Source organism: Planomonospora parontospora (assembly GCA_014647935.1).
Taxonomy (GTDB): domain Bacteria; phylum Actinomycetota; class Actinomycetes; order Streptosporangiales; family Streptosporangiaceae; genus Planomonospora; species Planomonospora parontospora.
Map to the genome: position 1 here is coordinate 1 of BMQD01000047.1, position 25,790 is coordinate 25,790.

The window sequence follows — 25,790 nt, forward strand, 5'->3', positions numbered from 1 at the left end:
GCGAGGAGATCGTCCACAATCCCGCGCCGTTGGTCCCCGGAGCCGGATTCAACCCCGACACCACGGGCTCAGCAGCGGCAATGCTCCCAGTACCTACCGACGTTCGCCTGGACTGCCCAGGAGCGGCAATCGGCGCTGTCTTCGATGCAGTTACTTGCTGCAGCTCAGTGCTCTGCGCCCGGACTTCTCCCCGCGAGTCCTTACCCGACTGAGAGGAGGCATCCCGCTCAGACTCCGCCCACGGCAGCGGCGGAGGGGACTTCAACCCGCCCATCGCCGGCTCATCGGTGACCTCGTGGCGCTTCTCCAACGGCAGTGCGTCCTTGGGGCGCTTGCCCTTGTCCGATGCACCTGACGTAGGGGTGGCAGTGGACTGCGTCACCTTGGAGTCGACCAGGTGAGGCAGATTCTGCGCCGATCCGGACAGCTGATCGGGCGTGTCCACCGGGTGCGACGTCAGCGTGGCGGGTGACACAACAGCGGTTACCGGCAGCGCCTGAAGCGTCAACAGCCCCGGCGTCAACACCGTGGCAAGGACCGCTGTCATCCAGGCCTTCCGGCCAGCCGAACGCGACCACGACAGACTGCGGCGCATACGCCGTCACCCTCCGAACCAGCCAGCGCGACAGCCGACGCCGTCGCTACCCCACCCCGCCAGCCCCTCCAGCGGAGGCCGGGATCAGCGGTTCAGAGTGATCAGAAAACAAACGATCAGAAGGTACACATATGCCGCATTTCTGCGCAAGATCCATATAAGTAGCAGATAAAGAACGGAAAGTGGTCAAATCGGAAAGATCGTCTTTCCTGATCGACCGCCGGGCGCGCTGACGGCCAGCCCTCGGCCCGGGGTGTCCGGGGGAGGTGGGCCTCGCGAGCCGCGTCGTGCGTCGCGCCGGACGGTGTTTCATAGGTGACCGCCTACGAAACGGCATGCCCGGGAGGTGCCATCCAGAGCGGATCGTGTTTCATAGATCGGTGCAAACACCTTGCCGATTGATCGGCCCCGAGGGCGATCCCCTGACATAGGACGACTCACACCGGGCGTCTCGGGTCAGCCGAGGGTACGTCCGGTCGCGCCGAGCGCCTCGCGAAGAATGCGGACGGCCTTCGGACCGACCCCGTGCATCGCCAGCAGTTCGGCCTCGGTCAGTTCGGCGACCCGGGCGAGAGTGGTCAGGCCGGCGCCGGTGAGCGCCTGCGTGGCGGGTCTTCCGATGGCCCTGGGCAGGTCGCCGTCCTCACCGGGAACCGCGGCCTCCGCGGCGGCCGCCTGTTCCACGGACCGTTCCGGTGCGCAGGAGAGCCAGGCGCGGCGCACCCAGTGGTCGAGCCGCCGGCCGTCGACGTCCCCGAGCAGGACGCGTACGCCGGTCGGCGTCGCGCCGCGGGTCAGCCGCTCGGCGGTGGGATGGGCCGCGAGGAACTCGTCCACCTCCGCCGCGGGGAGGTGGAGCCGCACCTGGCCGTCCTCGCCCAGCGAGGCGAACCGCTCGCCGCGCACGGTGAACGCGATCGTGCCGGAACCGGCGTCCTGCTCGGCGGTCCCGGGGAGGGAGAGGGCGGTCCTGCGAAGCTGGGCGGGGGTCGTCATGGCCACCTCGGCGTACCGGCTCGACGTCGGAATCCTTGATCCGGGAAGTATACGAATCAGCCGGGAGGCGCACCCCGGTCCGGCGGGCCCGCGATGCGGTAGCCCACGCCGGGGGAGGTGGTGACGACCGGGGGATCGCCGAGTTTGCGGCGCAGGCGGCCGATCGTGACGGCGACCGTGTTCGTGAACGGGTCGGCGTGCTCGTCCCACACCTGCTCGAGCAGGCTCTCGGCGCTGAGGAAGGCGGGGGAGGCGCGCAGGAGGGCTTCGAGGAGGGCGAACTCCTTGACCGACAGGTCCAGTGGGCGGCCGTCGCGGGTGACCGTACGGCGCAACGGGTCGAGCTCGAGGCCGGCCGCGCGCAGGGTGCGGGCGCGGGCGGCGGGCCGGCGGCGGGCCAGGGAGCGCACGCGCAGGACCAGCTCGGGGAAGTGGAAGGGCTTGGCGAGGTAGTCGTCGGCGCCCAGAGTCAGGCCGCTGACCCGGTCACCGGGGGAGTCGGCCGCGGTCAGCATCAGGACCATGGCGCGGTCGTCGCGGTCGGTGATCATCTGGCAGAGGGCGTCACCGTGGATCCCCGGCAGATCGCGGTCGAGGACGACCACGTCGTAGGGATTGAGGCTGAGCTTGGCCGCGGCCTCCAGTCCGTCGTACGCCACGTCCACCGCCAAGCCCTGGTCGCGCAGGCCCTCGGCCAGGACGGCCGCCAGGGCGCGCGCGTCCTCGACCACCAGCACCCTCATGCCGGGACGTCCTCGGACGCGGCCGCCCGGGGCAGCGAGACGGCGGCCCGGAGGCCGCCCTCGGGCCGGGCGTACAGCTCCAGCCGCCCGCCGTGCGCCGAGACGACGGCGTCGACGATCGACAGGCCGAGCCCGGAACCGTCGCCGGAGCCGGTCCGGTCAGGTCCGAGCCGCTGGAACGGCCGTGCCAGCCGTGCCACCTCCTCCCGGTCGAGGACCCGGCCGCCCGTCTCCACGACGAGCAGCGCGTTCGCGTCGTCCGCGGTGGCGGCGACCCGGATCCAGCCGCCGTCTTGGTTGTGGACGATCGCGTTGTCGACCAGGTTGCCGGTCATCCGGGCCAGGAGCGTCGGGCTCCCCAGCGTCCACGCGCCGTCCCGGACGCCGCCGTCGTGGAGGGTCAGGCCCTTGGCGGCGATGTCGGCGGCCCGGGCGTCCAGGGCCGCCGACACCGTGCGGCCGAGCGAGACCGCCGCCCGGTCGGGCAGGACGCCGTGCTGGGCCCGGGCGAGCGCCAGGAGGCCCTCCAGCAGACGGTCGACCTGGTCGAGTTCGGTGCGGAGCCGGTCGGCCAGCGCGAGCGTCTGCCGCGGCACGGGCTCCGGCTTGGCCACGGCCACATCCAGCGACGCCCGCATGGTCGCCAGCGGGGTGCGCAGTTCGTGGGAGGCGTCGGCGACGAACCGGCGCTGCGCGGCGAAGGCGCCCTCCAGCCGCTCCAGCAGCTCGTCGACGGTGTCGGCCAGGTCCTTCACCTCGTCGGCGGGGCCGGGTACGGCCAGCCGCTCGTGCAGGTTGTCGGCGGAGATCCGCCGGGTGGCCGCGGTGATCGTCCGGAGCGGGCGCAGCACCCGGCCCGCGACGACCCGGCCCAGCACGACCGAGAGCACGGCCATGACGGCGAACGCGACCGCCGAGCCCGCCAGCAGCTGACGCGACTGGGTCGCCTCCGTCTCCGACAACCGCGCCTGGAGCAGCCCGATGTGCTCGAGGGCGGCCGTGAGCGTGGGCTGTGGGGGATCCGGGTCCCCGGCGGGCGCGGTCACCCGGACCCCGAGGGCCATGAGATTGACGATGGCCAGCAGTCCGGCGCCGGACAGCAGGAACAGGGCACCGTACAGGGCGGTGAAGCGCCACCGTACGGTGCGGGTCGGCAGCGCCGGGCGTCGCGGCATCCTCATCGGTCCTCTCCCGTCCCGTGCGGGACTCGCGTGGGGACTCCAGGATGCCGCCCGGGACCTAACAGCGGTATGACGGCCTCCGTTCGGCCCGCGTCACGGTCGGGTCCGTACAACCGGACGCATGACAGCAACCATCGAAGTCTCCGGGCCGCGTGAACGGTCCGGGCGGATCCCGGCGCCGGACGGCGTGTCCTTCGCCGCCGGGGCGGTGCCGTTCTCCGCAGCGGCCGCACACGGCGTGACGCCGGAGCAGACGCACCCGGACCCCACCGGGGACGCGGTCGGGTGCCGGGGCGCGGCGCGATGACAGGCGCCTCGACCCGCTCCGGGACCGGGGACCCGGTCCGTTCGCTGCGCACCGCGTGGACCGGGTTCAGGAGGGCGCGCGGCCGGGTGGCCGCCACGGCGGCGGGAGCGCTGGCCGTCGTGCTGCTCGGTCTGGCGTCGGCCGCGGGCAGTCACACGTCGTGCAGTGCCGGTGCCGTCGAGGTCGCCTGTCCCGCGCTCCCCGTGGGGCCGGGTGGTGAGGCCGTGGAGGACAAGTTCTTCTTCGTGCACCGGGCACTGACCGGGGACGGCGGCATCACCGCCCGGGTGACCTCCCTGACGGGTGTGATCCGCAAGCCCGACGCCGTCCCCGGGGTCCGGAACGTCGTCGCCGGGGTCGTGCCGTGGGCCAAGGCCGGGGTCATGGTCAAGGAGAGCATCGAACAGGGGTCGTCCTACGCGGCGGTGATGGTCACCGGCGCGCACGGGGTGCGGATGCAGCACGACTTCACCCACGACGTGGCGGGCCGTCCGGGGGGCGTGTCCGAGGGGTCTCCGCGCTGGCTGCGGCTGGTCCGCTCCGGCGACACGCTCATCGGGTACGAGTCCGCCGACGGCGCGCACTGGAGCGAGGTCGGCACCGCCCGTCTGCCCGGCCTGCAGGCCACGGTCGAGATCGGGCTCTTCGCCGCCTCTCCGGGTGATCTGACGGTGACACCGGGGGCTCTCGGCGGGTCCGCGTCACGCTTCTCCGAGGCCACCGCCGCCTTCGACCGGGTGACCCTGGAGGGCGGGACGGCCGGCGGCGAATGGCGCGAGGACGACGTCGGCGTCACCGGGGAACCCGGGGGATCACCCCACCACCCGGGCCGCACGAGTGAATCCGGCGGTGCGTTCAGCGTCACCGGGAACGGTGACATCGCACCGTCCACCGGGGGCCAGACCCTCGAACGCACCCTCGTGGGCCTGCCGGCCGGACTGATCGCGGTGATCGTGGTGGCGGTGATGTCCGCCACCGCCGAACACCGGTACGGGCTCGGCCGCACCGCGCCGCCCGCCCGCCCGCGGCGCGGCCGGGTGCCGGCGGCCGGGGCCGCGGTGGTCGCCGCGGTGGCCTTCGCCGCCGGGCTCGCCGCCACCGCGGTCACGCTCACGGCCGGTTCCCGGATCCTGCGCGCCAACGGCAACCAGGTCCTGCCGGTGTCCTGGCTCACCGAGGTGCGCGTCGTCGTCGGTACGGCGGCGCTGTTCGCCGTCGCCGCCGTGCTCTCCTTCGCTCTCGGCGTCCTGTTCCGGCGCGGCACCGGGGCGATTCCGGCCGCCGTCGCGCTGATCGTGCTCCCGCACCTCCTGGCGACCGTCTCCGTCCTGCCCGACAGCGCGGCGCAATGGCTGCTGCGCGTCACCCCGGCGGCGGGTTTCGCGATCCAGCAGAGCATCCCGCAGTACGCGCACGTGCTCGGCCACTACGCGCCGAGCGCCGGCTTCTACCCGCTGGCGCCGTGGGCCGGCCTGGGCGTGCTCACCGCCTGGGCCGCCGTCGCGCTCCTGGGCTGCGGGTGGCTGCTGCGACGGCGCGACGTCTGAACGGCACCCCCCCTGTCACGACGGCACAGCCCTCCGGCGCCTTCCGGGCTCCGGGCGGGCTCAGCGCGGCTCCGCGAGAGGTGATCGTCGATCTGCGCGTGAGGTAGGGCGAGCGGCCCTCGTGGATCACGGATCGCAGATCCCTCCGGGGGTCGTCATCGGCATCCTGCGCGCCCGACGGGCTGCGAGGCGCCGGTGCCGCCGGCGGGTTCGAGGATGTCATCGCCGAAAGCGGCGGTGAGCGCTTCCGCGATCAGGCCGGACAGTTCGGTGCGCCCGTCGTCCTCGGCCCAGCGCACCAGTGCCGTGTGCAGGACGCCCAGGCAGGCGCTGGCCGCCGCCTGGGCATGGAACGCCCTTTCGGGATCGGCGGCATCGTCCCCGAGGGCGTCGACGATCGCCCGCTGAAGGGCGTAGTGGTTGTCCAGGTGCCTGGCCCGCAGGGCAGGCGTCGAGACCATGAGCCGGAGGCGGGTGAGCAGGAACCGCCGGTCCGCCGTCAGGTCGTCCCCGTGGCGGCCACCGCTCAGCGCGGCGGCCGAGTCGATGAGCGCACCGCCGATGCGGCGGACCAGGGGCTGCGCGGCGGACGACGCGGCGATCCGCTCGGCGACGAGCCGGCCGTGCCGGTCGGCGAGGACGAGGTCCTCCTTCGTGGGGAAGTGCCGGTAAACGGTCATGGGCGACACCCCCGCGGCTTCGGCGACGTCGGCCACGGTCGTGGCGTCGTATCCGCGCTCGGTGAACAGCCGTACGGCGTGCGCCTGAATCATGCGCTGAGTCTCGGCTCGTCGCTGCGCTCGCAGGGTCGAGTGCTGGTCGGGCATGTGGTTGACACTACCTTAATGTTAGTGACTACCATACTGGTAGTTACTAACATGAAAGGGCGAGGGTCATGGGTGATCTGATCGGCAGAACGGCTCTGGTGACCGGAGCGTCGCGCGGCATCGGGCGGGCGATCGCGGCCCGGCTGGCGGCGAAGGGGGCAGCGGTCATCGTGCACTTCGGCACGGACGAGGAAGGTGCGAGGGCGACGGTCGACGAGCTCGAACGCGCCGGTGGCACCGCGTTCGCCGTCAGGGCGGAGCTGGGCGTGGACGACGACGTCGAGACGCTCTTCGCGGGAGTCGAGGACGCCCTGGCCGGGCGGCCGCTCGACATCCTCGTCAACAACGCGGCGGCTGCGCCCGCAGGCCCGCTCGGAGCCACGACGCGGACGGAGTTCGACCGCCTCTTCGCGGTGAACGTACGAGCGCCGTACTTCATCATCCAGCGAGCGTTGCCACTGCTCCGCGACGGTGGCCGCATCATCACGATCTCGTCGGTGGCGACCCGGATGGCCAACCCCGCCCAGACGTCCTTCGCCATGACGAAGGGTGCGGTCGAGACGATGAGCATGACCTTGGCCAACGAGCTCGGAGTCCGAGGGATCACGGTGAACGCGGTCGCTCCCGGCGCCACCCGGACGGCGGCCAACGGATCGGTCTTCGAAGCACCCGGCCTGGCCGAGCTCATCGTCGGATCGACGGCTCTCGATCGCCTGGGCGCACCCGACGACGTCGCCGACGTGGTCGCGTTCCTCGCCTCCGACGCCGCGCGCTGGATCACCGGTCAGGTCATCGACGCAAGTGGGGGACTGTTCCTGGGGCCACGGGTCTGATGGGAGGCCGCCGGCGGGAGCTCACCGCCCGGCTGCCGGGGCGCCGCGGTGCGCAAGGAGGTGCGGCGCACCAGGATCCGAGCGCGGATGCACGCATCCGGACCTGAGCGCGGATGCACGCATCCGCCGGATCGGTGGTGGTCAGGCCAGGCCGAAGCGGACCTCCCGGGTGGCCGGGTCGGCGCGCGTCAGCCGTACCCGGACCGGCTCGCCCAGCGGGAGGCGCTCGCCGTCGCAGCGGGCGACCACCGGGGGGTCGACGATCTGGACCTCGCCGCCCGAGCCGTCCTCGTCGGAGCCGATCACCACGGCGTCGAACGTCTGGCCGACCCGGTCGCGCAGCACGAACGCCTCCACCAGGTTCACGCACTCGCGCTCCGCCGCGCCCGCGCGCCGCCCGGTGGCCCGCATGACGTCCGGCAGCTCGGGCAGGACCCGCCGGACCTCCTCGGGCACCGGCTCGCCCGCCGCGACCGCCAGGCAGATCTCGGTGGCGTAGCGGTCGACGAGACGGCGCAGGGGAGCGGTCACGTGGGCGTACGGCGCCGCCACCGCGGCGTGGCCCGCCTCCGCCGGAGGCTCTCCGTCGAAGGCCGCGTAGCCGGCGCCGCGCAGCAGCACCGTCGACTCCTCCAGGAACGCGGCCTGCTGCGGGATCCGCGGGTCGAGGGAGTGCACGACGTCGCCGTAGGAGGCGTCCTCGGGCCACGGCACGTTCAGCGCCGCGGCCGACCGCCGTACCCGGGCGACCGCGTCGGCCGGGGCGGGCGGCAGCACCCGCAGCAGGCCGATCTCGGCGTCGAGCATCATCGTGGCGGCGGCCATGCCGGTCATCAGGGAGATCTGCGCGTTCCACGCCTCGGCGTCCAGCGGGGCGCGCAGCTCCACCCGGTAGCAGCCGTCCGCGCCGGCGACCACCTCCTGCTCCGGGACGGGCAGCGTGACGCCGCCCCTGGCCCGCTCCAGCGCCAGGCGGAGCCTGCCGATCTCGGCCAGCAGGCGCAGCGTGCCGTCGGCGGTGCCGGTGTCGACCGCCGCCTGGACGTAGTCGTAGTCGAGCCGCTCGCGGCTGCGCACCCGGGCCCGGGTGACATCGGCGCCCACGACCTGTCCGTCGGCGTCCAGGTCCAGACACCACAGCGCGGCCGGGCGGACCGCGCCGGGCAGCAGGCTCGCGGCGCCCTCCGACAGCACCGGCGGATGGAGCGGGACCCGTCCGTCGGGCAGGTAGACGGTCTCCCCCCGGAGCCTGGCCTCGGAGTCGATCCTCCCGCCCGGCCGGACGAACGCCCCCACGTCGGGGATGGCGTACCAGACGCGGTAGCCGCCGGGACGCTCCTCCAGGTGCAGGGCCTGGTCCAGGTCCGTCGCGCCGGGCGGGTCGATCGTGATGAGCGGCAGGTCGGTCCGGTCGAGCACGGGCAGCCGGGGCACCTCGGCGACCCACTCCGCCTCGTCGACCACGGCGCGCGGGAACTCCTCCGGCAGCTTCAGCTCCCGGCGGATCCGCTCGAACCCCTCCTCGAGGCGCGGATGGCACTCGCCGGGCACCCGGATGCTCCTGTACGGCACGGCGATCAACCTACCGCTCCCGGCCGCGCGGGCCGTACCGGACACTCCACACGGCGCGGTGATCGTCCGGTCATCGGCCGCGAACCCGGTCTGAGGTCATTAGTCGTGATCAATGCTGATCGATCCCTCCAGGTCGGCATCCTCTGCGCCCGGCTGCGGGAATGCTGCGTCGACACCGCTGCTTCTCCAGCCGTAACCGGTATGAGCTGCTCATCCGCTTGATCATTAAACCGGTGGGCCGTCTGCGGGCCGTCAGGCGCGGAACGGGGTCGTCGCAGGGCCGCGCCGGCGGTCTTCCCCGTCTGCTGCCGGGGGCCGGCAGCAGGTGCCTGCGCCGGGAGCCGTCCGGGGTCCAGACCTCAGGCGTCGACGCGGTAGCCGCTGGCCTGGGTCTCGAAGAGACGGGCGTAGCCGCCGCCCGCGGCGACGAGGCCGTCGTGGGTTCCCCGCTCGACGATCCTGCCGCCGCGGAGCACCACGATGAGGTCGGCGTCCCGTACCGCGCTGAGCCGGTGCGTGACGAGCAGGCTGGTGCGCCCCGTCCGGTGCTCGCGCAGCCGCCGGTGCACCTCGTGCTCGGCCTCCGCGTCGAGCCCCGCGCTGGGTTCGTCGAGGATGAGCAGGTCGCGGTGCTCGCGCACCAGCGCGCGGGCCAAGGCCACCCGCTGCCACTGGCCTCCGGAGAGCACCACCCCGGCGCCGTCCTCGGGGCCGAGGAAGATCCGGCTCAGCAATGTGTCGTATCCCTGCGGCAGGGCCCGTACGACCTGGCCGGCCCCGGACAGTTCGGCGGCGTTCTCGATCCTGGTCCGGTCGGACATCGCCTCGATCTCGCCGACGCCGATGTTCTCCGCCGCGGTGAGGTCGTAGCTCATGTAGTCCTGGAAGAGCACGCCCATCCTGGCGCGCAGTTCGGTCGGGGGCACGTCGCGGATGTCCACGCCGTCCCAGAGGATCACCCCGCGGGACGGGTCGTAGAAGCGGCACAGCAGTTTGATCAGCGTGCTCTTGCCCGCCCCGTTGAGCCCCACCAGTGCGACCGACGCGCCGCGGGGGATCGTCAGGTCGACGCCGCGCAGCACCCACGGATGGCTCTCGTCGTAGCGGAACCACACGTCGCGGAGCTCGATGCCGCGCCGGAGGGCGGGCAGCGCGACCGGGCCGCGCGGTGACGGCAGGTCGTCGGAGAGCGACATCACCCGCTCGTGGTGGCCGAACAGGAGCAGCGCGTGACTCGCGTTGGCCGCGTTCTCCACGGTCGCCACCAGGGCGGCCTGGGTGCCGGCCACAGCGGCGGCGAAGGCCGTGACGTCCCCCAGGGTCAGCCGCCCGGTCAGCGCCAGGTGCACCGCCCAGGCCAGTCCCACGCCGCTGACCAGGGCGGACAGTGCCGCCAGCGACGACTGCACGATCGCCTCCCGCCGGTCCAGCCGCCGCTCGGCCGCCTGCATCGCGGTGAGCTCGCCGATGACCCGGCGGCGGAGGAAGTCGCCGAGCCCGAAGAGCCGCACCTCCTTGGCGGCCTCCACGTCGGTGATCAGCGAGGAGTAGAAGATCTGCCGCCGGGCCGCCGCCGACTGCCCGGCGATCATCCTGGCCCGCCGCTTCTCCAGGGACATCCTGGCGGCGAGGACGGGCAGCGCCGCGACGGCCACCAGGGCGGCCATCAGGGGGCTCATCACGGCCAGCGCGCCGAGGAGCCCGGTCAAGGTGATGACGTTGCGGCAGAGATCGAACAGGCCCGAGGTGACCGGGCCCATCGCGCCGCCCGTGGCCTGCGCGGCCATCCGCAGCTCGTCCAGGAAGGCCGGGTCCTCGAACCGCGACAGCCCCTGGAACCCGTTCACCCTCGTGTACAGGCGGTCCTGCAGCAGCAGGTCGAGCCGGCGGTCCGACTCGGCCCGCAGATAGGCGGTGACGTGCGGCAGCACCCCGGCCGCCAGCCCCAGCGCGACGAGCCCGGCGACCGGTCCCGGCACCCGTTCGGCGGGACCCGCCGCCAGCGCGTCGACGAGCAGCTTCGTCACCCACACGGTCCCCGTGGGCAGCAGCCCGGCCACGACGGTGACCGCCAGCTGGGACGCCGCCAGCGCGGGTCCCGCGCGCAGGCACAGCGACCCCAGGGCGGCGGCCCGGCGCAGCCCGTCCGCGGTCATGCCGTCGTCGCGGCGGCGAGCCCGGTGGGCCCGGTGAGCCCGGCCAGCTCGGTGTCCGCGGCCACGACCCTGCCCTCCGGGTCGGCCCGGAGGAACATGGGGAACGCCTCCACGCCCAGGGCGTGCGTGAGGCGGTCGGCCTCCTTCCCTGTGATCACGCTCGACACGCCGCCGACCACGGCGGCGAGATCGCCGGCCTTCGCGCCGTCGCCGCTGATGACCGCCAGGGCGGGCTGCCCGCCCGCCGCCTCGGCGAACTGCGGCGCGCGCTCGTGGCACGTGTCGCAGCCGACGTCGAAGAAGCCCACCAGGCGCGCACCGGCCGCGGCCTCGGGCAGCGTGCGGCCGACCAGCACGCCGGGGTCGTACGGCGCGAACGCCGGACGCCCGGCCAGGCGCTCCAGTTCGGCGGTGTGTTCGCGGAGCCGGCGGAGCAGCCCCAGGGTGACGATCAGGTTGAGCAGGCACAGGAGGCCGAAGAGCACGACGGCGGCGACCAGGAAAGGCATCGGTCATCCTCACTTCAGACGGTGAACAGCTCCATCAGGTCGTCGAGGCGCACCACGAGCAGCGCACCCACGCCGGCCGCGACGAGCGCCAGGACGGCACCGGCCGGATGCGGCGCGGACGCGCCGGCGGCGGACCAGGCGGCGAGCCCGGCGCCGCCGAGGGCGGCCAGGACGAGGTTGCGCGCCACGTGCACCCGGCCGAGCGGCGCGGCGGAGGCGCCGAAGCACCGGCACGGCACCCGCCGCCCCCGGCGCAGCGTGGCGAGGATGCCGCCGGTCAGGACGGCGAGCGTCCCCACGGCGGCCGCGAACCCCAGCGGCACGGTCGGCGGCCACGCCAGCAGCAGGACGGCCGCCGCCTCGGCGGCCGTCAGCGCGTACGCGGCCGCCACGGACGCCCGTCGCGGAAGCACGCCGAGGGCCACGATGGAGGACACGAACTCGCCGAACGCCGCGCGGCCGCGGACCTTCCCCGCGACCGCGGCCGCGAAGACGACGGCCAGCAGGGCCCGGCACGCGATCATGAGATACAGCACGTCTCCACCTCGCAGCGGGTCCGGCGGCACCCGCCGCCGGACCCGCGTGCCTCACCTAGCCGCCGCAGATCCTGAACGCGTAGCAGGCCCCGCAGCGGGTCTTCCCGCCGGCGGTGGTGCAGATCTTCCGGAAGTCGGAGCGCTCCCTGCAGTAGCAGTGGACGTACCATTCCGCGGCCGCCTTGGCGGACGCCTTGGGAACCAGCCGGTCGAGGATCCGGTCACCGAGCCTGTTGAGAACGGCATTCATGGATTCGCTCCTTTCGTCGCGATGCGGTCAGCCGAAACTATGCGAGGGGCGTACAGCGCCCCGTACAGCCGCTCTACAACCGAGCGGTGAGCAGCCTTTCCAGCACCGGATCACGTCGCGTCGCGGGATCGGAGAGGAGCCGCGCGGCCTCGGCGGCGTCGCCCTCGGCGCGCGGGTCGCCGAGGGCCGCCCGTGCTCTGGAGAGCTGGCGGAGGCAGGCGGCGCGGCCGTACGCGTCGCCGGTCCTGGCGGCCGGCTCGAGGGCGCGGTCCAGGTCCGCCGCGGCCGCGGCCGGATCGCCCCGCCGCAGATGGATCTCGGACCTGCTGAGCAGCACCTCCCACTGGTCCTCCCGGTTGCCGATCTCCTCGCAGCGGGACAGCGCCTCCGCCAGCACCTCCAGTGCACTCTCCCGCCGGTCGAGCAGGCAGAGGGCGCGGCCGAGCCCGGCCAGCGTGATGCTCTCGCCGTACAGGTCGCGATCGGCCCGCCGGATGGACAGGCACCGTTCGAAGCGGTCCACCGCCTCGGCGTACCGGCCCAGCCGGAGCAGGACCTCGCCCAGGTTGTGCGCGACCAGCCCGACGCGGTTCGACCCGTGCGTCTCGAGCACCAGCAGGCCGGCGCCGATGTGGTCGAGGGCCGCGTCGAGGTCTCCGGTCTGCATGCACAACCAGCCGAGGTTGTGCAGTGCCATGCCCTCCTGCGCCGGCTCGCCCACGTCACGCCAGAGCTCGAGTGCCCGGCTCAGGGCGCCGTGCGCGGCCCCGCTCCGGCCGGACCTCCACTCCACCAGTCCGAGCGTCGCCAGCGTGGACGCCTCCGCGACGCGGTCGCCGCCCCGCCGCGCGGCCTCGATGGCGAGCCGTGCGAGGGCCTCCAGCTCCCGCCAGTAGCCGTTCTTCATCATGACGGCCCTGGTCAGGTCCATCAGCTCGACGGCGAAGCCGTCCCGTCCGCTCTTCTCCGCCTGTGCGGCCGCCGCCACCAGGCAGGGCAGTTCCGTCTCCAGCCACCGCACCGCGGCGGCGAGCCCCTGCGGGTCCGCACCGGGCTCGCGGGCCTCCCCTCCGGAAGGCACCAGATGCGGTTGCAGCAGACCCTGGAGCCGGCGGCAGCGGCCGAGGTACCGGTCCAGGACCCGTCCGACCGCCCGCGCGCGCTCCTCCGGCGTGTCGTGGACGGCGGCCAGCTCCGCGGCGAAGAGCCGCAGCAGATCGTGCATGCGGAACCGGCCGTCGCCGACCGGTTCGAGCAGCCGCGCCTCGGTCAGCTCGTCGAGCGCGGCCTCCGCCGCCGTCTCGTCGGCGTCGGTCAGCGCGGCGGCGGTCTCCACCCCGACCTCGGGCACCTCCAGCACGCCGAACAGGCGGAAGGCCGCCTTCGCGGTGCTCGTCAGCGTCCCGTACCCGACCTCGAAGCAGGTCCGCACCCGCAGATCGGCCGTCTGGAGCTCGTCCAACCGCCGCTGCCGGTCGCCCAGCCGCTCGCCGAACCGGGTGAGGGACCAGTCGGGGCGGGCCGCCAGCCGGGCGCCGGCGACGCGCAGCGCCAGCGGGTGGTGGCCGCACCAGCGGGCGATCTCCACGGCCGCCTCCGCCTCGGCGGCCACCCGCTCCGGACCGGCCAGCGACTCCAGCAGGCGCACCGACTCCGCCTCACCGAACATGCCGACGGCGACGGGCAGGGCGTCGACGGTGGTCAGCGGGGCGCGGCTGGTGATCAGCACCGCGCAGCCGCCGCCCGCCGGCAGCAACGGCGCCACCTGGGCGGCGCCGACGGCGTTGTCGAGGACGACGAGGACCCGCCGGTCGGCCAGCAGCGACTGGTAGCGGGTGGCCGCCTCGGCCGGCACCGCCGGGACGTCGCCGGGCGGCACCCCCAGCGCGCGCAGGAAACGGCCGAGCACCTCGGCCGGCCGCAGCGCGGCGAGGCCCGGGGTGGATCCCTGGAGGTCCGCGTAGAGCTGGCCGTCGGGATAGAGGTCGGCGGCGCCGTGCGCCGCCTTCAGGGCGAGCGCCGACTTGCCCGCGCCGCCGGGGCCGTGCAGCGTCACCACCGGCGGGTTCGCCGCGCCGTGCAGGACGGCGCGCAGCCGGGCCAGCTCGGCCGAGCGGCCCACGAACACCGTGGGGGCCCGGGGAAGCAGGCGGGGGCGCGGGTGCCCGCCGCCGGCGGTGACGGCCGCGGTGGCGCGGTCGGCCACCGGCAGGTCGGTGTCCCTGCGCAGGATCGCCTGGTGCAGTCGGCGCAGCTCCGGCCCGGGATCGATGCCCAGTTCGTCGGCCAGGACCCGGCGGGCGGCCCCGAACGCGTCCAGCGCGCCGGCCGCGTCACCGCCGCGGTACAGGGCCACCATGAGCTGACCGTGCAGCCGCTCGCGCAGCGGATGTCTCCCGATGGCCTCGCGCAACCGCGCGGCCGCCGCCGCGTTCCTGCCGAGCGCGAGCTGGATGTCCGCGTGTTCCTCCACCACGCCCAGGTAGTGGTCGGTGAGACGGGCGGCTACCTCGCGCAGGGTGGGCCCCAGCGGCACGTCCTCCGCCGCGGGCCCGTCCCACAGCTCCAGGGCCCGGGTGAAGGACTCCTCCGCGGCGCTCAGGTCGCGCCCGGCCAGTTCCCGGTGGCCGCGCGCGGCCAGCGCCTCGAACTCGAGGAGGTCGAGTTCCTCCGGTTCCGCCCGCAGCAGGTATCCGACGTCCGAGGTGACCAGCCGGTCCTCCGGCAGCAGCCTGCGCAGCTGCATGAGGTAGGTGCGCAGGTTCGCCGCGGCGGAGCGGGGCGGCCGGTCGTCCCACACCTCCGCCATCAGCGACCTGGCCGGGACGACACGGCCCGCCCGGACCAGCAGCATGGCGAGGACGGTGCGCTGCTTGGGCGCCGTGATCCTGACCGGCGATCCGCTGACCTGGACCCGCATCGGGCCGAGAAGCCGAAACCGCACGACGTATCCGCCTACAGCGGTGATCCGCCCAATCGGCGCAGTGCGACGCCGAGCAGGCGGTCGGCGTCGAAGAACCCGCGCTGCCGGGAGTCGACGCTGTCGGCGTTGTCGCCCAGGACGACCAGCGCGCCGGCGGGCACCCGGGCCGCGCCGGCGCCGATCCCGGGCGGCACCGGGTCTCCGGGCAGCGCGACGGCGCGCTTGATGTTCCACCGCGGGCCGTCCGGGTCCCTCGGGCCGAGCTCCGCGGAGGTCAACGGCGGCTCCAGGACGACCACGTCACCCGCGCTGACCCGGTCGATCCGGAGCCTGCGCACCAGCACCCGGTCGCCGTCGGAGAGCGTCGGGACCATGCTCGTCCCCTGGACCGTGACCACCACATAGCGGCTCCGCGCCCACAGGACGCCCGCCATCGCCGCCAGCGCCAACCCGCCGATGATCAGCTTCAAGGACTCCCCCCACGGCCGGCCCCGGAAAGGGCGGGACTTCCCGCGAAACGATCTACGCTGGGGCGTTCACCTGTCAAGGCATTCGGAGTCCGGGGGAAGGCACGTCCTCCCGATGCCATCGGGGGATCGCGGACGGGCTCCGCCGTCCGGCGGGGGAGGAGTCCGCCGGACCGCGGCCGCCGGGGCGGGCCGGGCGTCACCCGGTGACCGCGTGCGGCACCGGACGGGCCACGCGGTGACCGGGTCCGGGAGGGACCGCCGGTGACGGCGGGGTCAGGCCTGCCAGCCCAGGGCGGCCGCCAGGCGCTTGAGCGGGCTCGCCAGGCCGTACCGCTCGCCGAGGGAGGCGAGGGCCTCCGGGTCGCGGGGCGCGGCGGGCAGGGACAGGTCCGTCTCCGGGACCGGCGCGTCGGGGGCCACCCGGACCACCGCCGGGGCGACGGCCAGGTAGTCGCGGGCGGCGGCGAGCCTGGCGCGCTGGGCCCTGGTCAGCGCGGGGTCGTCCCCGTCGGCGGCCTCGAGCAGCGCCGGCAGCGAGCCGAACCGGGTGATCAGTGCGGCGGCGGTCTTGTCACCGACGCCGGGGACGCCCGGCAGGCCGTCGCTGGGGTCGCCGCGCAGGACGGCGAAGTCGGCGTAGCAGCGGCCGGGGATGCCGTATCTGCCGGTGACGGCGGCCTCGTCGACCGGCTGGATGTTCTTGATTCCCCTTACTGTGTAAAGGACGCGGACCGGGCGCGCATCGTCCACCAGCTGGAACAGGTCCCGGTCGCCGGTGACGATGTCGACCGGCCCTGCGGAGCGGGCGGTGAACGTGCCGATGACGTCGTCGGCCTCGTAACCGGCGACCCCGATCCGGGCGATGCCCGCCGCGTCGAGCACCTGCTCGATCACGGTGATCTGCGGGACGAGGGTCTCCGGGGTCTCCTCCCCGCCGTCGGCGGCGAGGCGGTGGGTCTTGTAGGACGGGATGGCCGCCACCCGGAAGGCGGGCCGCCAGTCGGCGTCCATGCAGGCGGCCAGCCCGCTGGGGGAGTGCTCCCGGACCAGCGTGGCGATCATGTCGAGAAGGCCGCGGACCGCGTTGACGGGTGTGCCGTCCGGGGCGGTCACCGACTCCGGAACCCCGTAGAAGGCGCGGTAGTAGAGGGACGGGGTGTCGAGCAGAAGCAACATGGCGGCTCCACGGCGGCGGGGTAGGGGACGAGCGACACGGTAGCGCCGATGGCAGTCCGGGGCGCGGCCGGTCCGGCGGCCCCGTGCTCCCCGGCGGGCACGGGGAATGCGGCGCCGCCCGGCTGGGTCGTCATCCCTGCGGGACGGGCGGGACGGGCGGGGCGGGCGGCGCGCCGGTGGCGCCGCCCGCCGCCGTCCGGGCGAGGCGGCTCCGTGAGCGGAAGGTGCGGCGGTAGGTGTCCGGAGGCACGCCGACCGTGCGGCCGAAGTGCCGGCGCAGTGTCGTGGCGGTGCCCATGCCGGTGGCCGCCGCGATGGCCTCGACGCCGTCGTCGGTGGTCTCCAGCAGTTCCTGGGCACGGCGGATCCGCTGGGTCAGCAGCCACCGCAGCGGGGTGGTGCCGGTCACCGACCTGAAGTGGCGGCCCAGGTTGCGCGAGCTCATGTTCGCCTGGCGGGCCATGTCCTCCACGGTCAGCGGACGGTCCAGCCGTTCGGCCACCCAGGGGAGCAGGTCTGCGAGCGGGTGGTTGTCCGGGGCGGGCACCGGGGTGGTGACGAACTGCGCCTGGCCGCCGTCCCGGTGCGGCGGCACGACGAGGCGGCGGGCGACCGTGTTCGCCACCGAGGAGCCGTGGTCGAGGCGGACCAGGTGCAGGCACAGGTCCATGGCCGCGGCTTTGCCGGCGGAGGTGAGCACGCTGCCGTCGTCCACGTACAGGACGTCCGGGTCCACGTCCACCTCGGGGTGGCGGGCGGCCAGGGCGCGGGTGTGCGCCCAGTGCGTGGTCGCGCGCCTTCCGTCCAGCAGGCCGGCGGCGGCCAGCACGAACGCGCCCGTGCAGAGGGAGGCCACGCGTGCGCCCGCCTCGTGGGCCGCGCGCACCGCGTCGACCAGCTCGGCGGGCGGCTCCACGTCGACGTCGGCCCATCCCGGGACGATCACGGTGCGGGCGCGGGGGAGCCGGTCGAGGCCGTGGTCGGGTTCCAGCCGGAACCGGCCGACGCGTACGGCGCCCGGCCCGCAGACGGTGACGTCGTACCAGGGGACGGTCACGCCTTCCGGGGCGGCGGCGAAGACCTCGTACGCCAGGGAGAGCTCGAAGTGCAGCATGCCGTCGGTGGCGGCCAGCGCGACGGTGTTCATGTCCGGAATTGTATGCATGATGGCGTTTCCGACGCTCACGGCGAGGCACCGGCCCCCGAAAGAATGATCGCGATGGATCACTTGAGCACGGGAGGACCCATGGGATCGGGGCAGACGGTGGCGGTGTTCGGCGCGTACGGGCACACCGGGCGGTTCGTGGTGGCGGAGCTGCGGGAGCGCGGGTTCGTCCCGGTGGCCTCCGGCCGCGACGCCGGCAGGCTGAAGGCGCTGGCGGCGTCCGCACCCGGACTGGAGACCCGCACGGCGTCGGTCGACGACCCGGCCTCGCTCGACCGCGCACTGGCCGGTGCGGCGGCTGTGATCAACTGTGCCGGGCCCTTCGCCACGACGGCCGCCCCCGTGATCGAGGCGGCACTGCGTGCCGGGATCCCGTATGTGGACGTGGCGGCCGAGATCGAGGCCAACGCCGACACCTTCACGCACTTCGCCGGCCGCGCCCGCGCCGCGGGGGCGGTGGTCGTCCCCGCGATGGCCTTCTACGGCGGCCTCGGCGACCTGCTGACCACCGTCGCCATGGGCGACTGGAACGCGGCCGACGAGGCGCACGTCGCCTACGGGCTGAGCAGCTGGCACCCCACCGCCGGGACACGCGCCGCCGGCGCGGTCTCCCGGGAGCGGCGGGACGGCCGGCGCGTCGTGTACACGAACGGCCGGCTGGAGTACCGCCAGGACGACCCGCCGATCCTGGAGTGGCCCTTCCCCGACCCGATCGGCCCCCGGACCGTCATCGGGGAGTTCACGATGGCCGACGTCGTCACCGTTCCCAGCCACTTGTCCATTCCCGAAGTGTGCACCTACATGACGGTCGAGGCCGCCAGGGACCTCTCCGCCCCGGACACGCCGGCCCCGGCCCCGGCCGACGAGCACGGGCGGTCGGACCAGACCTTCCTCGTCGACGTCGTCGTGCGCTCCCGCGGCGGCGAACGGCGCGCCGTGGCGAGCGGCCGGGACATCTACGCCGTTACCGCCCCGCTCGTCGTGGAAGCGGTCGACCGGATCCTGACCGGACGCACCAGGACCGCCGGCGTCGCCTCCGCCGGCGAGATCTTCGACGCCGCGGACTTCCTCCGCGCGCTGTCCCCGCACGTTTCCGTGGAACCCCGGCCCTAGGGTCGGCCGCTTCTCCCAGAAGCCGGCCAGCGGGACGGGGCCCGCGGGGCACAGAGCGGTGATCTCCTTCCGCGGGACCGGTGCGGCCTACCGGGATCCGGCCGGGGGAGCGCAGCGAGTCCGTGTTGAACCACCGTTGAAAGCGGACTTCTCCGGCAGCGGTGTGAGGCTCTCCGCCGTCAGGTGGAGGAACGCTTGATTACCCGGGCAGGAGATCGGCTCTCACGGGTGGACCGCCGTACCCGAGCGTTGATGCGGCCGGCGGAGGGCGCACAGGTGTGTTCGCTCCGGCTTTTCCCCGACGGTGCGCGGCGGTGCCCGCCGGCAAGCGCCGACGGGCACGGTTCGGTCGAAGCCGCGCAACTCCCGGCGCCGTCTCCCGCATTGCGGTGAGAACGCCAGGAAGGCCTTCATGCGGTGCCGGCCTCCCTTTGCGGGGAAACGAAGCCGGCGCCGGCCTTTCCCGCGGTGGGTCAGTGCGCGGCCTCGTACTTCTCCACGATCTCGCGGGCGATGCGGCCCCGCTCGCTGACGCCGTATCCCTGCTGCTTGGCCCAGGCTCGGATGTCGGCGCTCTTTTCCCGGCTGAGTGCTCGGGTGGCGCCGCCGCGTCGGCGCTTGGGTGCGGCGGCGCTCAGATCCCGGCGGGCGCCGGCCACGAAGGGCGCCAGATTCTCGCGGAGCTTCTTGGCGTTGACGTCGCTCAGGTCGATTTCATAGCTGCTGCCGTCAATTGCGAAGGAGACCGTCTGGGTAGCCTCACCTCCGTCGAGGTCGTCGATGAGGATTTCCTGGATCTGCTTTGCCATGATGGGCTCCTTTAATCAAACCGAACGTGATTCACGATAGTGGGTCGACGGCGTCGATGGTGTAACGACCGCCCGGTGTTTCGCCGGCCGGGATGTGATGACGCCGTATCGCGGCGAACGGGAAAGGGGGCTGACCGGCCGCAGGACTGTTAAACCGCGATGAAGAAGCAGCCGCAGGACGCCCTCCGCCGGGCGGTGCCGGTGACGGCCCTGCCACGCCTGACGACGGCGGTGTGCAGCGGAAACCTCCGCGACCGCCGTCGGCCATCACCCTTGCCCGGGTCGCTTCTCATGATGAGGCGGCACCGTCCGATAGGACGGGCATGAAGTCTGGTCGTCTCCATGTCGGCACCCCCCTGGCCGGTCTCGTCGTGCTGCTGGTCGTCGCACTCGGTTTCCTGGCGCAGCGGCAGATCACCGTCTCCGCGTTCGACCGCATCGAGGCCGATGAGGTGGCTCAGGACGCACAGCGCATACGCATCGCACTGGACTACGAGATCCGCTTGCTCGCCGACTACGGTGCGACCAACTCGATCTGGGACGGCTCGTTCACCGACGTGCGCACGGCCGACCGAGCCGCCTTCGAGGAGGACTTCCCGCCCCGCGACGTCCAGCGCATCTACGGCGTGGACGGCGTCGTGGGCACCGGGCCGGACGGCCGACCGCGCGTCGGCGGGCTGGCCGGCCCGCAGGCGGGCTTCGTCCCGCTTCCGGCCGAGCTCGCCCGGCCGGAGCTGCTGCGGCAGCTGTTCGACATCGACGGCGGCGCGGGAGCGGCCCGCTGCGGCGTCGTCCGGACCACCGGCTCGCCCTTGCTGTACTGCGGATTCGCCAGCCACCGCGGTGACAGCGGCGGCGCCCCCGCCGGAGGGCTGATCTACTTCAAGACCCTGGGCGCGACCCGTCTGGCCATGCTGGGTGAGCAGATCGGCCTGCCGGTGGAGCTGGCCGACCACGCCGCCCCGGCCAACGGACGCTCACTCGTGCTGTCCGGCCGGCTGGGCGAGCTGAAGGTCACCACGGGCACCGTCGATGAGGACCGCATCGGCCTGAGCGTCACCGTTCCCACCACCGCGGGACCACCGATCCTGATCGGCGCCGTGCGCGAGCGCCCGATCCACGCGACCGCCACAGCGACACTGCGCACGGGCTTCCTCCTGACCGCTGCGGCGGCCGTGCTGCTGTTCGGCGCGGTGCTGGCCCTGGTACGCCGCGGCGTGCGGCGGCAGGCCGGACCGCTGCTCCGCACCACCGAGGCCGTCATCACCTCCGGCGATCGCAGCCTGCGGGTGCGTTCGGACGACCGCGGGGAGATCGGAGCGCTCGGCCGCGCCATCGACACCATGCTGGAGACGATCGCCGGCCAGGACGCGGAGCTGGAGCGCGCCGCCACCGCGCGCGAGGAGCAACTGCGCGCCGCCTACGTCGAACGGCGGCTCAACGAGCAGCAGGCCCGTCGGCGCGCCCAGGAGATGATCAACAGCAGCATCGCCACCATCATGGACGAACTCCAGGTCGTGGTCGACAAGACCGGGGAGGTGCGCGGCACCGCCGGCACCATCGACGAGCAGGTGGGCGTGACCGATGCCGTCGCCCATCGCGTCGTCGAGCAGGCGCACCGGGCCAACGGCGCCATCGAGCAGCTGGAGGAGAGCCTGCACAAGGTGGACGGGATCGCCCACATCATTTCGAACGTGGCCGCGCAGACCCACCTGCTCGCGCTGAACGCCACCATCGAGGCCGTCCACGCCGGTGAGGCCGGCCAGGGCTTCGCCGTGGTGGCCGGTGAGGTCAAGGACCTGGCCGCGGCGACGACCCGGTCGACCGAGGAGATCACCGCCATCATCCGCTCGCTGGAGGACAACGCGACCGCAGTGACGGGCGCGCTGGCCGCGATGAGCGGGGGGATCGGCAGCCTCGACGAGGCGACCTCACAGGTCGGCATGATGACCCGCCGGCAGCACACCAGTGTCGACCTGCTCAACGAGTACCTGGAGCGGGCGATCGGCCGGATCTCGGCCATGGCGCGTCTGAGCGAGCAACTGGAGCGGCGCGACTCCCCCCGTGCGGCGATCAGCGCCAAGGCGTGGATCCGCGCGGCCGGACACCGCCACCCCGCCCAGCTGCTCGACCTGAGCACCGCCGGCGCGCACCTGTCCGGCAGCCGCGGCATCCCGCTCACCACAGGTGACCACGTCGAGATCGACATCCCTCTGGAGGGGGGAGCGCCCATGAAGCTGAAGGCGGAGATCGTCCACCACATGACACGCGAGGACACCGCCGAACTCGGCCTGCGCTTCACCGAGGTCCCTCCCGCCGCGGCCGGTCGCATCCGCCACTACGTCATGGGCACCGTGACCGGCCGGGACTGAGGCCGCGGCCCGTCCGCAGCGTGCACCGGCCTGCGGCCCGTCCGCAGCGTGCGCCGGGCCGCAGCCGACGACCGGCTACGTCGGCGAACCGGCCGAGACCGGGATCGGCAGGATTCCGGGCACCCGGGGCTCCCGGCCCAGCCGCCGGACCGGCCTGATCGACAGCAGTGCCGCCACCACCCCGACCGTCACCAGGGCCGACCCCAGCATGAAGACACGCGGTTCGACCAGCGCGGCGACCGGGCCGGCCAGCGCCTGTCCGACCGCCATGCCCGCGACCGACCCGGCCACCTGATAGGCGTTGACCCGGTTCACCACGTCGGGTGCGACCTGCGTCTGCACGCTGGTCGACCACATCACCGACCAGAACGCCGACGCGCACCCCCCGAGCAGGTGCCCGGCCATCAGCAGCGGCAGCGGCAGCCCGAGCGCGACCGTCAGCGGCACCGCCGCGTACCCGCTCAGCGCCACCGCCCCGGCCGCCAGCGGCCTGCCCGGTCTGAGCCTGATCGCCACCAGCCCGCCCACTACGGTGCCGAGGCCGAGCGCCGCCATCACCCAGCCGTAGTCGGCCCCGATGACCTGCGACGACAGCGGCACGGACGGCCCGATCACCAGAACGCCCCAGAACACCCAGACCAGGATCACCGACCACATCCAGCTCATGGCCTTGAACTCCCTCCAGCCCCTGCGCAGGTCGCTCAGCACGTCGGAAGGCTCCGTCCTGGGCGCGGCGACCCGGACCAGCAGCAGGCACACCCCGCTGACCAGGAACGTCGCGGCGTCCACCGTGTAGACGACGACCGGCCCGGCGGCGACGACGAGGACTCCGGCCAGCGCGGGACCCGCCAGCTGGGTGACCGCCTCGGCGATCTTCAGTGTCGCGTTGGCCCGCTGCGGATCCCCGGCGACCAGGGGGACCATGCCGTTGACGCCCGGTTCGAACATCCCGGCGGCCATGCCCGACACGGACGCCGTCACCAGCAGCAGGGCGTACGGCGGAGCGCCGTCCAGGAAGGCGACGGCCACGGCCCCCTGGGTGACGGCCCTGACCGCGTCCGCGCCGATCATCAGGCGCCGGGCGCCGATCCGGTCGGCGACGATCCCGCCGAACAGCATGACCAGCACGGCCGACGCGGTCCAGAGCGCCAGCACGTAGCCGACGCCCGCGATCCCGTGGACCTTCCCGATGGCCAGTGCCGAGGCGACGGGCATCATCGCGTCGCCGAGCAGCGAGATCGTGCGGGCCCCGAAGTAGAGGGTGAAGTTCTTCGTCCACATGGGCCCCAATTCTGGATTTTTCCAGATCAGGGCACCGGTGTCTCAAATGACATCATTGAGTACATTTACGCCATGCCTCTGGACTGCCCGGAAACGCCCCCGACGCCCTCCGGCCCGCATCGCGTGGTCGCCGTGGTCGCCCCGAACCAGGAGCTCTACCCGGTCACCTCCGCCTCGGCCGTGTTCGGCTACCACGGCCCCGACATCCCCCAGTACTACAGCTTCAGCCTGTGCGCCGAACACCCCGGTTCCCTCCCCACCACCATCGGTGTCCCCATCCAGGTGGACCGCGGCCTCGAAGCCCTCGACGCCGCCGACACCGTGGTCATCGCGAGCTGGACCCTCACCCCCTCACCCGCCGTCCTGCAGGCGGTCTCCCACGCCCACGCCCGCGGCGCCCGCATCGTCGCCGTGTGCGCCGGGATCTTCGTCCCCGCCGCGCTCGGCCTCCTGGACGGCCGCCGCGCCTCCGTCCACTGGGAGCTCTCCGGCGAGCTCGCCGCCCGGCATCCGCGCGTCATCCCCGACGACGCCGTCATCTACGTCGATCACGGCGACGTCGCCACCGCCGGAGCCTCGGCCGCCACCCTCGACCTCTGCCTGCACCAGGTCCTCCAGGAGTACGGCGCGGCCCACGCCATGCGCATCGGCCGCCAGCTCGCCGCCGGCCCGCACCGCGAGGGCTGCCAGCGCCAGTACCCTCCCCTCCCCACCACCGGTCCCATGCCGGACTCCCTGGCGCCCCTGCTCGAGTGGCTCCTGTCGCGGCTGCCCGACCAGATCACCGTCGGGGACATGGCCGCCTACTCGGGCGTCTCCTCCCGCACCCTGACCCGCCAGTTCACCGACCAGCTCGGTGTCCCGCCCGCCCGCTGGCTGCTGGAACGCCGTCTGGCCGCCACCCGCGCCCTGCTGGAGGAGACCGACCTGCCCGTCGAGACCATCGCCACCCGCGTCGGTCTCTCCTCGGCGGTCAACCTCCGCCGCCGCTTCCACACCGCCCTGCGCACCACCCCGGCCGCCTACCGCCGCTCCTTCCGCTGAGCTCGAATGGGCGGCCGCCGTCGACGGTCCGGGCCGGGCGGCGCCGGTTCCCGTGCTGAATCCGGATGGCGGAGGAGCAGGGCCGGCAGGAGGCCCTGCGCCGGGAGCCGGTGCGTCCGAGGCGCGGTGGAGACCGGTGTCCATCCGGCGGGGCGATTCACTCACCCGGCGGAGGATCCGGCCGATGGTCGGAGTGCGAGCGCCGACGGCGCCCGGCGAACGGTACGGACATGACAGCGCGGGGAACCGAACATGAGCAAGATCAACGATTTGAAGGTCGGCGTGCGCCTGGGCGGCGCCTTCGCCGTGGTGGGCGTCCTGCTGTGCGGCGCCGTCGGGGTGGGAGCCGCCGGCATCTCCTCGGCACGGGACGCGACCGCCCGGATGGACACCAGCGCGGCGGTGCGCGGTGCGGCCCTGACGGCCAAGTTCCGCACCGCCGACTTCGCCGGCTGGCAGACCGGTTACGCCTTCGACGTCCTGCGCGGCGTACCGGGCGCCGCCGATGACACCGTCGGCCAGCGCAAGAGCTTCGTGGCCTCCACCGCCGCCTTCCGCGCCGACCTGGACAAGCTGAAGAGCCTGGAGCTGACCGCCACCCAGCGTGAGGACCTGCGGCGGGCCGAGGCGGCGTTCGAGGAGTTCCTGGACGTCGACGGGCGCATCGTCGCCGCCTACCGCGACGGCACGCCCGCCCGGATGGACGAGGCCAACGACCTGGTGGCCGGTGAGGCGCTGGAGCACTTCGACCAGGCCGCCACCGCCGTGGACGAGCTGGCCGCCGAATCCGTCGCCAACCTCACCGCCGCGGCCGCCGACGCACGCGCCGCCAGCGACACCGCCCTGCGGCTGATGCTGGGTGCGGGCGCCCTGTGCCTGCTGCTGGCCGCCGGACTGGCCGTGGCCGTGACCCGGACCATCACCCGGCCGCTGGCCGCGACCGTGCGGACCCTGCGCACCATCGCTGCGAAGGATCTGACCGTCTCCGTCGACACCGGCCGCCGCGACGAACTCGGGGACATGGCCCGCGCCCTGGCTCAGACCGTGGGCGTGCTGCGGGACGCCTTCGGCGTGATCGCCCGCCACAGCGCGACGCTGACCGGTGCCTCCCGCGAGCTGACCGCCGTCTCCACGCGGATGGACACCGCCGCCGCCGGCACCGCGGCCCGCTCCGACCAGGTCTCCGCCACCGCCGAGCAGGTCTCGGCCAACGTGCAGACCATCGCCGCGGCCAGCGAGGAGATGAGCACCACCATCGCCGAGATCGCCGGCAGCGTCTCGCAGGCGGCTCGGGTGGCCGACACCGGCGTGCGGACGGTACGGGACGCCGGTGAGACCGTCGCGAAGCTGGGCGCCTCCAGCGCGGAGATCGGCTCGGTCATCAA

23 protein-coding genes are annotated in these 25,790 nt (G+C 73.6%); 7 read left to right on the plus strand and 16 right to left on the minus strand.

Features of this window, described 5'->3' with window-relative positions:
* The 4 genes from IEZ07_RS36115 to IEZ07_RS33725 form a co-directional block, all read right to left on the minus strand.
* Nucleotides 1-595: hypothetical protein (locus IEZ07_RS36115; protein WP_301549375.1), on the minus strand; the 595-nt coding region annotated here is incomplete at its 3' end.
* A gap of 456 nt (nucleotides 596-1,051) precedes the next feature.
* Complete coding sequence (locus tag IEZ07_RS33715) at nucleotides 1,052-1,591, minus strand: hypothetical protein (protein WP_191898506.1); 540 nt, start codon at nucleotides 1,589-1,591, stop codon at nucleotides 1,052-1,054.
* Between the two features lie 56 nt (nucleotides 1,592-1,647).
* Entirely contained in the window at nucleotides 1,648-2,334 is a 687-nt protein-coding gene (locus tag IEZ07_RS33720; protein ID WP_191898507.1) for a response regulator transcription factor, read from the minus strand.
* Nucleotides 2,331-3,509, minus strand: coding sequence for a sensor histidine kinase (locus IEZ07_RS33725; RefSeq protein WP_191898508.1), 1,179 nt, complete (start codon nucleotides 3,507-3,509; stop codon nucleotides 2,331-2,333). The genes IEZ07_RS33720 and IEZ07_RS33725 overlap by 4 nt, the downstream gene beginning before the upstream one ends.
* A 127-nt stretch (nucleotides 3,510-3,636) precedes the next feature.
* On the opposite strand from IEZ07_RS33725, the gene IEZ07_RS33730 reads away from it, so the two are divergent.
* Together IEZ07_RS33730 and IEZ07_RS33735 are read left to right on the plus strand one after the other, a co-directional pair.
* On the plus strand, nucleotides 3,637-3,822 hold the full coding sequence (locus tag IEZ07_RS33730; protein WP_191898526.1) for a hypothetical protein: 186 nt from the start codon (nucleotides 3,637-3,639) through the stop codon (nucleotides 3,820-3,822).
* Nucleotides 3,819-5,369 carry a DUF1349 domain-containing protein gene (locus IEZ07_RS33735; RefSeq protein ID WP_191898509.1) on the plus strand — a complete coding sequence of 517 codons (1,551 nt, stop codon included), beginning with the start codon at nucleotides 3,819-3,821 and terminating at the stop codon, nucleotides 5,367-5,369. Before IEZ07_RS33730 ends, IEZ07_RS33735 begins: the two co-directional genes overlap by 4 nt.
* 155 nt (nucleotides 5,370-5,524) lie before the next feature.
* On the opposite strand, the gene IEZ07_RS33740 is transcribed toward IEZ07_RS33735, so the two are convergent.
* The gene (locus IEZ07_RS33740) at nucleotides 5,525-6,142 is read right to left on the minus strand and encodes a TetR/AcrR family transcriptional regulator (protein ID WP_239321239.1); all 618 of its coding nucleotides are present in this window, start codon (nucleotides 6,140-6,142) and stop codon (nucleotides 5,525-5,527) included.
* A 122-nt stretch (nucleotides 6,143-6,264) separates the two neighbouring features.
* Between IEZ07_RS33740 and IEZ07_RS33745 the strand changes: the two genes are divergently transcribed.
* Nucleotides 6,265-7,029: an SDR family oxidoreductase gene (locus IEZ07_RS33745; protein WP_191898511.1), complete on the plus strand. Its 765-nt coding sequence runs from the start codon at nucleotides 6,265-6,267 to the stop codon at nucleotides 7,027-7,029.
* Nucleotides 7,030-7,170: 141 nt separating this feature from the next.
* Here IEZ07_RS33745 and IEZ07_RS33750 read toward each other — a convergent pair whose 3' ends face one another.
* The 9 genes from IEZ07_RS33750 to IEZ07_RS33790 all read right to left on the minus strand — a co-directional run bounded on the left by IEZ07_RS33750 (nucleotide 7,171) and on the right by IEZ07_RS33790 (nucleotide 17,768).
* Nucleotides 7,171-8,601, minus strand: coding sequence for an RNB domain-containing ribonuclease (locus IEZ07_RS33750; protein ID WP_191898512.1), 1,431 nt, complete (start codon nucleotides 8,599-8,601; stop codon nucleotides 7,171-7,173).
* Nucleotides 8,602-8,960: 359 nt separating this feature from the next.
* Nucleotides 8,961-10,757 carry an ABC transporter ATP-binding protein gene (locus IEZ07_RS33755; protein ID WP_191898513.1) on the minus strand — a complete coding sequence of 599 codons (1,797 nt, stop codon included), beginning with the start codon at nucleotides 10,755-10,757 and terminating at the stop codon, nucleotides 8,961-8,963.
* Nucleotides 10,754-11,266 carry a hypothetical protein gene (locus IEZ07_RS33760; protein WP_191898514.1) on the minus strand — a complete coding sequence of 171 codons (513 nt, stop codon included), beginning with the start codon at nucleotides 11,264-11,266 and terminating at the stop codon, nucleotides 10,754-10,756. The genes IEZ07_RS33755 and IEZ07_RS33760 overlap by 4 nt, the downstream gene beginning before the upstream one ends.
* Nucleotides 11,267-11,280: 14 nt before the next feature.
* Nucleotides 11,281-11,802 carry a MauE/DoxX family redox-associated membrane protein gene (locus IEZ07_RS33765; protein WP_191898515.1) on the minus strand — a complete coding sequence of 174 codons (522 nt, stop codon included), beginning with the start codon at nucleotides 11,800-11,802 and terminating at the stop codon, nucleotides 11,281-11,283.
* Nucleotides 11,803-11,857: 55 nt separating this feature from the next.
* Nucleotides 11,858-12,052 (minus strand): hypothetical protein, encoded by a 195-nt coding sequence (locus tag IEZ07_RS33770; protein WP_191898516.1) that lies wholly within the window; start codon nucleotides 12,050-12,052, stop codon nucleotides 11,858-11,860.
* Between the two features lie 73 nt (nucleotides 12,053-12,125).
* Nucleotides 12,126-14,996, minus strand: coding sequence for an AfsR/SARP family transcriptional regulator (locus IEZ07_RS33775; RefSeq protein WP_191898517.1), 2,871 nt, complete (start codon nucleotides 14,994-14,996; stop codon nucleotides 12,126-12,128).
* A gap of 11 nt (nucleotides 14,997-15,007) precedes the next feature.
* The gene (locus tag IEZ07_RS33780) at nucleotides 15,008-15,445 is read right to left on the minus strand and encodes a S26 family signal peptidase (RefSeq protein ID WP_204054763.1); all 438 of its coding nucleotides are present in this window, start codon (nucleotides 15,443-15,445) and stop codon (nucleotides 15,008-15,010) included.
* A gap of 273 nt (nucleotides 15,446-15,718) precedes the next feature.
* The gene (locus tag IEZ07_RS33785) at nucleotides 15,719-16,621 is read right to left on the minus strand and encodes a 5'-3' exonuclease (protein WP_191898518.1); all 903 of its coding nucleotides are present in this window, start codon (nucleotides 16,619-16,621) and stop codon (nucleotides 15,719-15,721) included.
* Nucleotides 16,622-16,751: 130 nt separating this feature from the next.
* The gene (locus IEZ07_RS33790) at nucleotides 16,752-17,768 is read right to left on the minus strand and encodes a helix-turn-helix domain-containing protein (protein ID WP_191898519.1); all 1,017 of its coding nucleotides are present in this window, start codon (nucleotides 17,766-17,768) and stop codon (nucleotides 16,752-16,754) included.
* A 99-nt stretch (nucleotides 17,769-17,867) separates the two neighbouring features.
* Here IEZ07_RS33790 and IEZ07_RS33795 point away from each other — a divergent pair, with 99 nt between their 5' ends.
* Nucleotides 17,868-18,899 (plus strand): saccharopine dehydrogenase NADP-binding domain-containing protein, encoded by a 1,032-nt coding sequence (locus IEZ07_RS33795; RefSeq protein ID WP_191898520.1) that lies wholly within the window; start codon nucleotides 17,868-17,870, stop codon nucleotides 18,897-18,899.
* A gap of 473 nt (nucleotides 18,900-19,372) precedes the next feature.
* Here IEZ07_RS33795 and IEZ07_RS33800 read toward each other — a convergent pair whose 3' ends face one another.
* A complete protein-coding gene (locus tag IEZ07_RS33800) occupies nucleotides 19,373-19,708 on the minus strand; it encodes a histone-like nucleoid-structuring protein Lsr2 (RefSeq protein ID WP_068897414.1) in 336 nt (111 codons plus the stop codon).
* A 323-nt stretch (nucleotides 19,709-20,031) separates the two neighbouring features.
* Here IEZ07_RS33800 and IEZ07_RS33805 point away from each other — a divergent pair, with 323 nt between their 5' ends.
* The gene (locus IEZ07_RS33805; protein ID WP_191898521.1) at nucleotides 20,032-22,080 is read left to right on the plus strand and encodes a methyl-accepting chemotaxis protein; all 2,049 of its coding nucleotides are present in this window, start codon (nucleotides 20,032-20,034) and stop codon (nucleotides 22,078-22,080) included.
* A gap of 75 nt (nucleotides 22,081-22,155) precedes the next feature.
* Here IEZ07_RS33805 and IEZ07_RS33810 read toward each other — a convergent pair whose 3' ends face one another.
* Complete coding sequence (locus IEZ07_RS33810) at nucleotides 22,156-23,361, minus strand: MFS transporter (protein WP_191898522.1); 1,206 nt, start codon at nucleotides 23,359-23,361, stop codon at nucleotides 22,156-22,158.
* 72 nt (nucleotides 23,362-23,433) lie between these two features.
* On the opposite strand from IEZ07_RS33810, the gene IEZ07_RS33815 reads away from it, so the two are divergent.
* Together IEZ07_RS33815 and IEZ07_RS33820 are read left to right on the plus strand one after the other, a co-directional pair.
* Entirely contained in the window at nucleotides 23,434-24,405 is a 972-nt protein-coding gene (locus IEZ07_RS33815) for a GlxA family transcriptional regulator (RefSeq protein WP_191898523.1), read from the plus strand.
* A gap of 252 nt (nucleotides 24,406-24,657) precedes the next feature.
* Nucleotides 24,658-25,790 (plus strand): HAMP domain-containing protein (locus IEZ07_RS33820; RefSeq protein WP_191898524.1); only part of this gene is annotated, 1,133 nt, incomplete at its 3' end.

What these genes read in the sequence shown, in the direction of transcription:
- IEZ07_RS33770 (WP_191898516.1), bottom strand. Translation starts at nt 12,052, where the DNA reads ATGAATGCCGTTCTCAACAGGCTCGGTGACCGGATCCTCGACCGGCTG.
- IEZ07_RS33795 (WP_191898520.1), top strand. Translation starts at nt 17,868, where the DNA reads ATGGGATCGGGGCAGACGGTGGCGGTGTTCGGCGCGTACGGGCACACC.
- IEZ07_RS33800 (WP_068897414.1), bottom strand. Translation starts at nt 19,708, where the DNA reads ATGGCAAAGCAGATCCAGGAAATCCTCATCGACGACCTCGACGGAGGT.
- IEZ07_RS33725 (WP_191898508.1), bottom strand. Translation starts at nt 3,509, where the DNA reads ATGCCGCGACGCCCGGCGCTGCCGACCCGCACCGTACGGTGGCGCTTC.
- IEZ07_RS33720 (WP_191898507.1), bottom strand. Translation starts at nt 2,334, where the DNA reads ATGAGGGTGCTGGTGGTCGAGGACGCGCGCGCCCTGGCGGCCGTCCTG.
- IEZ07_RS33715 (WP_191898506.1), bottom strand. Translation starts at nt 1,591, where the DNA reads ATGACGACCCCCGCCCAGCTTCGCAGGACCGCCCTCTCCCTCCCCGGG.
- IEZ07_RS33735 (WP_191898509.1), top strand. Translation starts at nt 3,819, where the DNA reads ATGACAGGCGCCTCGACCCGCTCCGGGACCGGGGACCCGGTCCGTTCG.
- IEZ07_RS33755 (WP_191898513.1), bottom strand. Translation starts at nt 10,757, where the DNA reads ATGACCGCGGACGGGCTGCGCCGGGCCGCCGCCCTGGGGTCGCTGTGC.
- IEZ07_RS33785 (WP_191898518.1), bottom strand. Translation starts at nt 16,621, where the DNA reads ATGTTGCTTCTGCTCGACACCCCGTCCCTCTACTACCGCGCCTTCTAC.
- IEZ07_RS33790 (WP_191898519.1), bottom strand. Translation starts at nt 17,768, where the DNA reads ATGAACACCGTCGCGCTGGCCGCCACCGACGGCATGCTGCACTTCGAG.
- IEZ07_RS33740 (WP_239321239.1), bottom strand. Translation starts at nt 6,142, where the DNA reads ATGATTCAGGCGCACGCCGTACGGCTGTTCACCGAGCGCGGATACGAC.
- IEZ07_RS33730 (WP_191898526.1), top strand. Translation starts at nt 3,637, where the DNA reads ATGACAGCAACCATCGAAGTCTCCGGGCCGCGTGAACGGTCCGGGCGG.
- IEZ07_RS33745 (WP_191898511.1), top strand. Translation starts at nt 6,265, where the DNA reads ATGGGTGATCTGATCGGCAGAACGGCTCTGGTGACCGGAGCGTCGCGC.
- IEZ07_RS33760 (WP_191898514.1), bottom strand. Translation starts at nt 11,266, where the DNA reads ATGCCTTTCCTGGTCGCCGCCGTCGTGCTCTTCGGCCTCCTGTGCCTG.
- IEZ07_RS33805 (WP_191898521.1), top strand. Translation starts at nt 20,032, where the DNA reads ATGAAGTCTGGTCGTCTCCATGTCGGCACCCCCCTGGCCGGTCTCGTC.
- IEZ07_RS33810 (WP_191898522.1), bottom strand. Translation starts at nt 23,361, where the DNA reads ATGTGGACGAAGAACTTCACCCTCTACTTCGGGGCCCGCACGATCTCG.
- IEZ07_RS33815 (WP_191898523.1), top strand. Translation starts at nt 23,434, where the DNA reads ATGCCTCTGGACTGCCCGGAAACGCCCCCGACGCCCTCCGGCCCGCAT.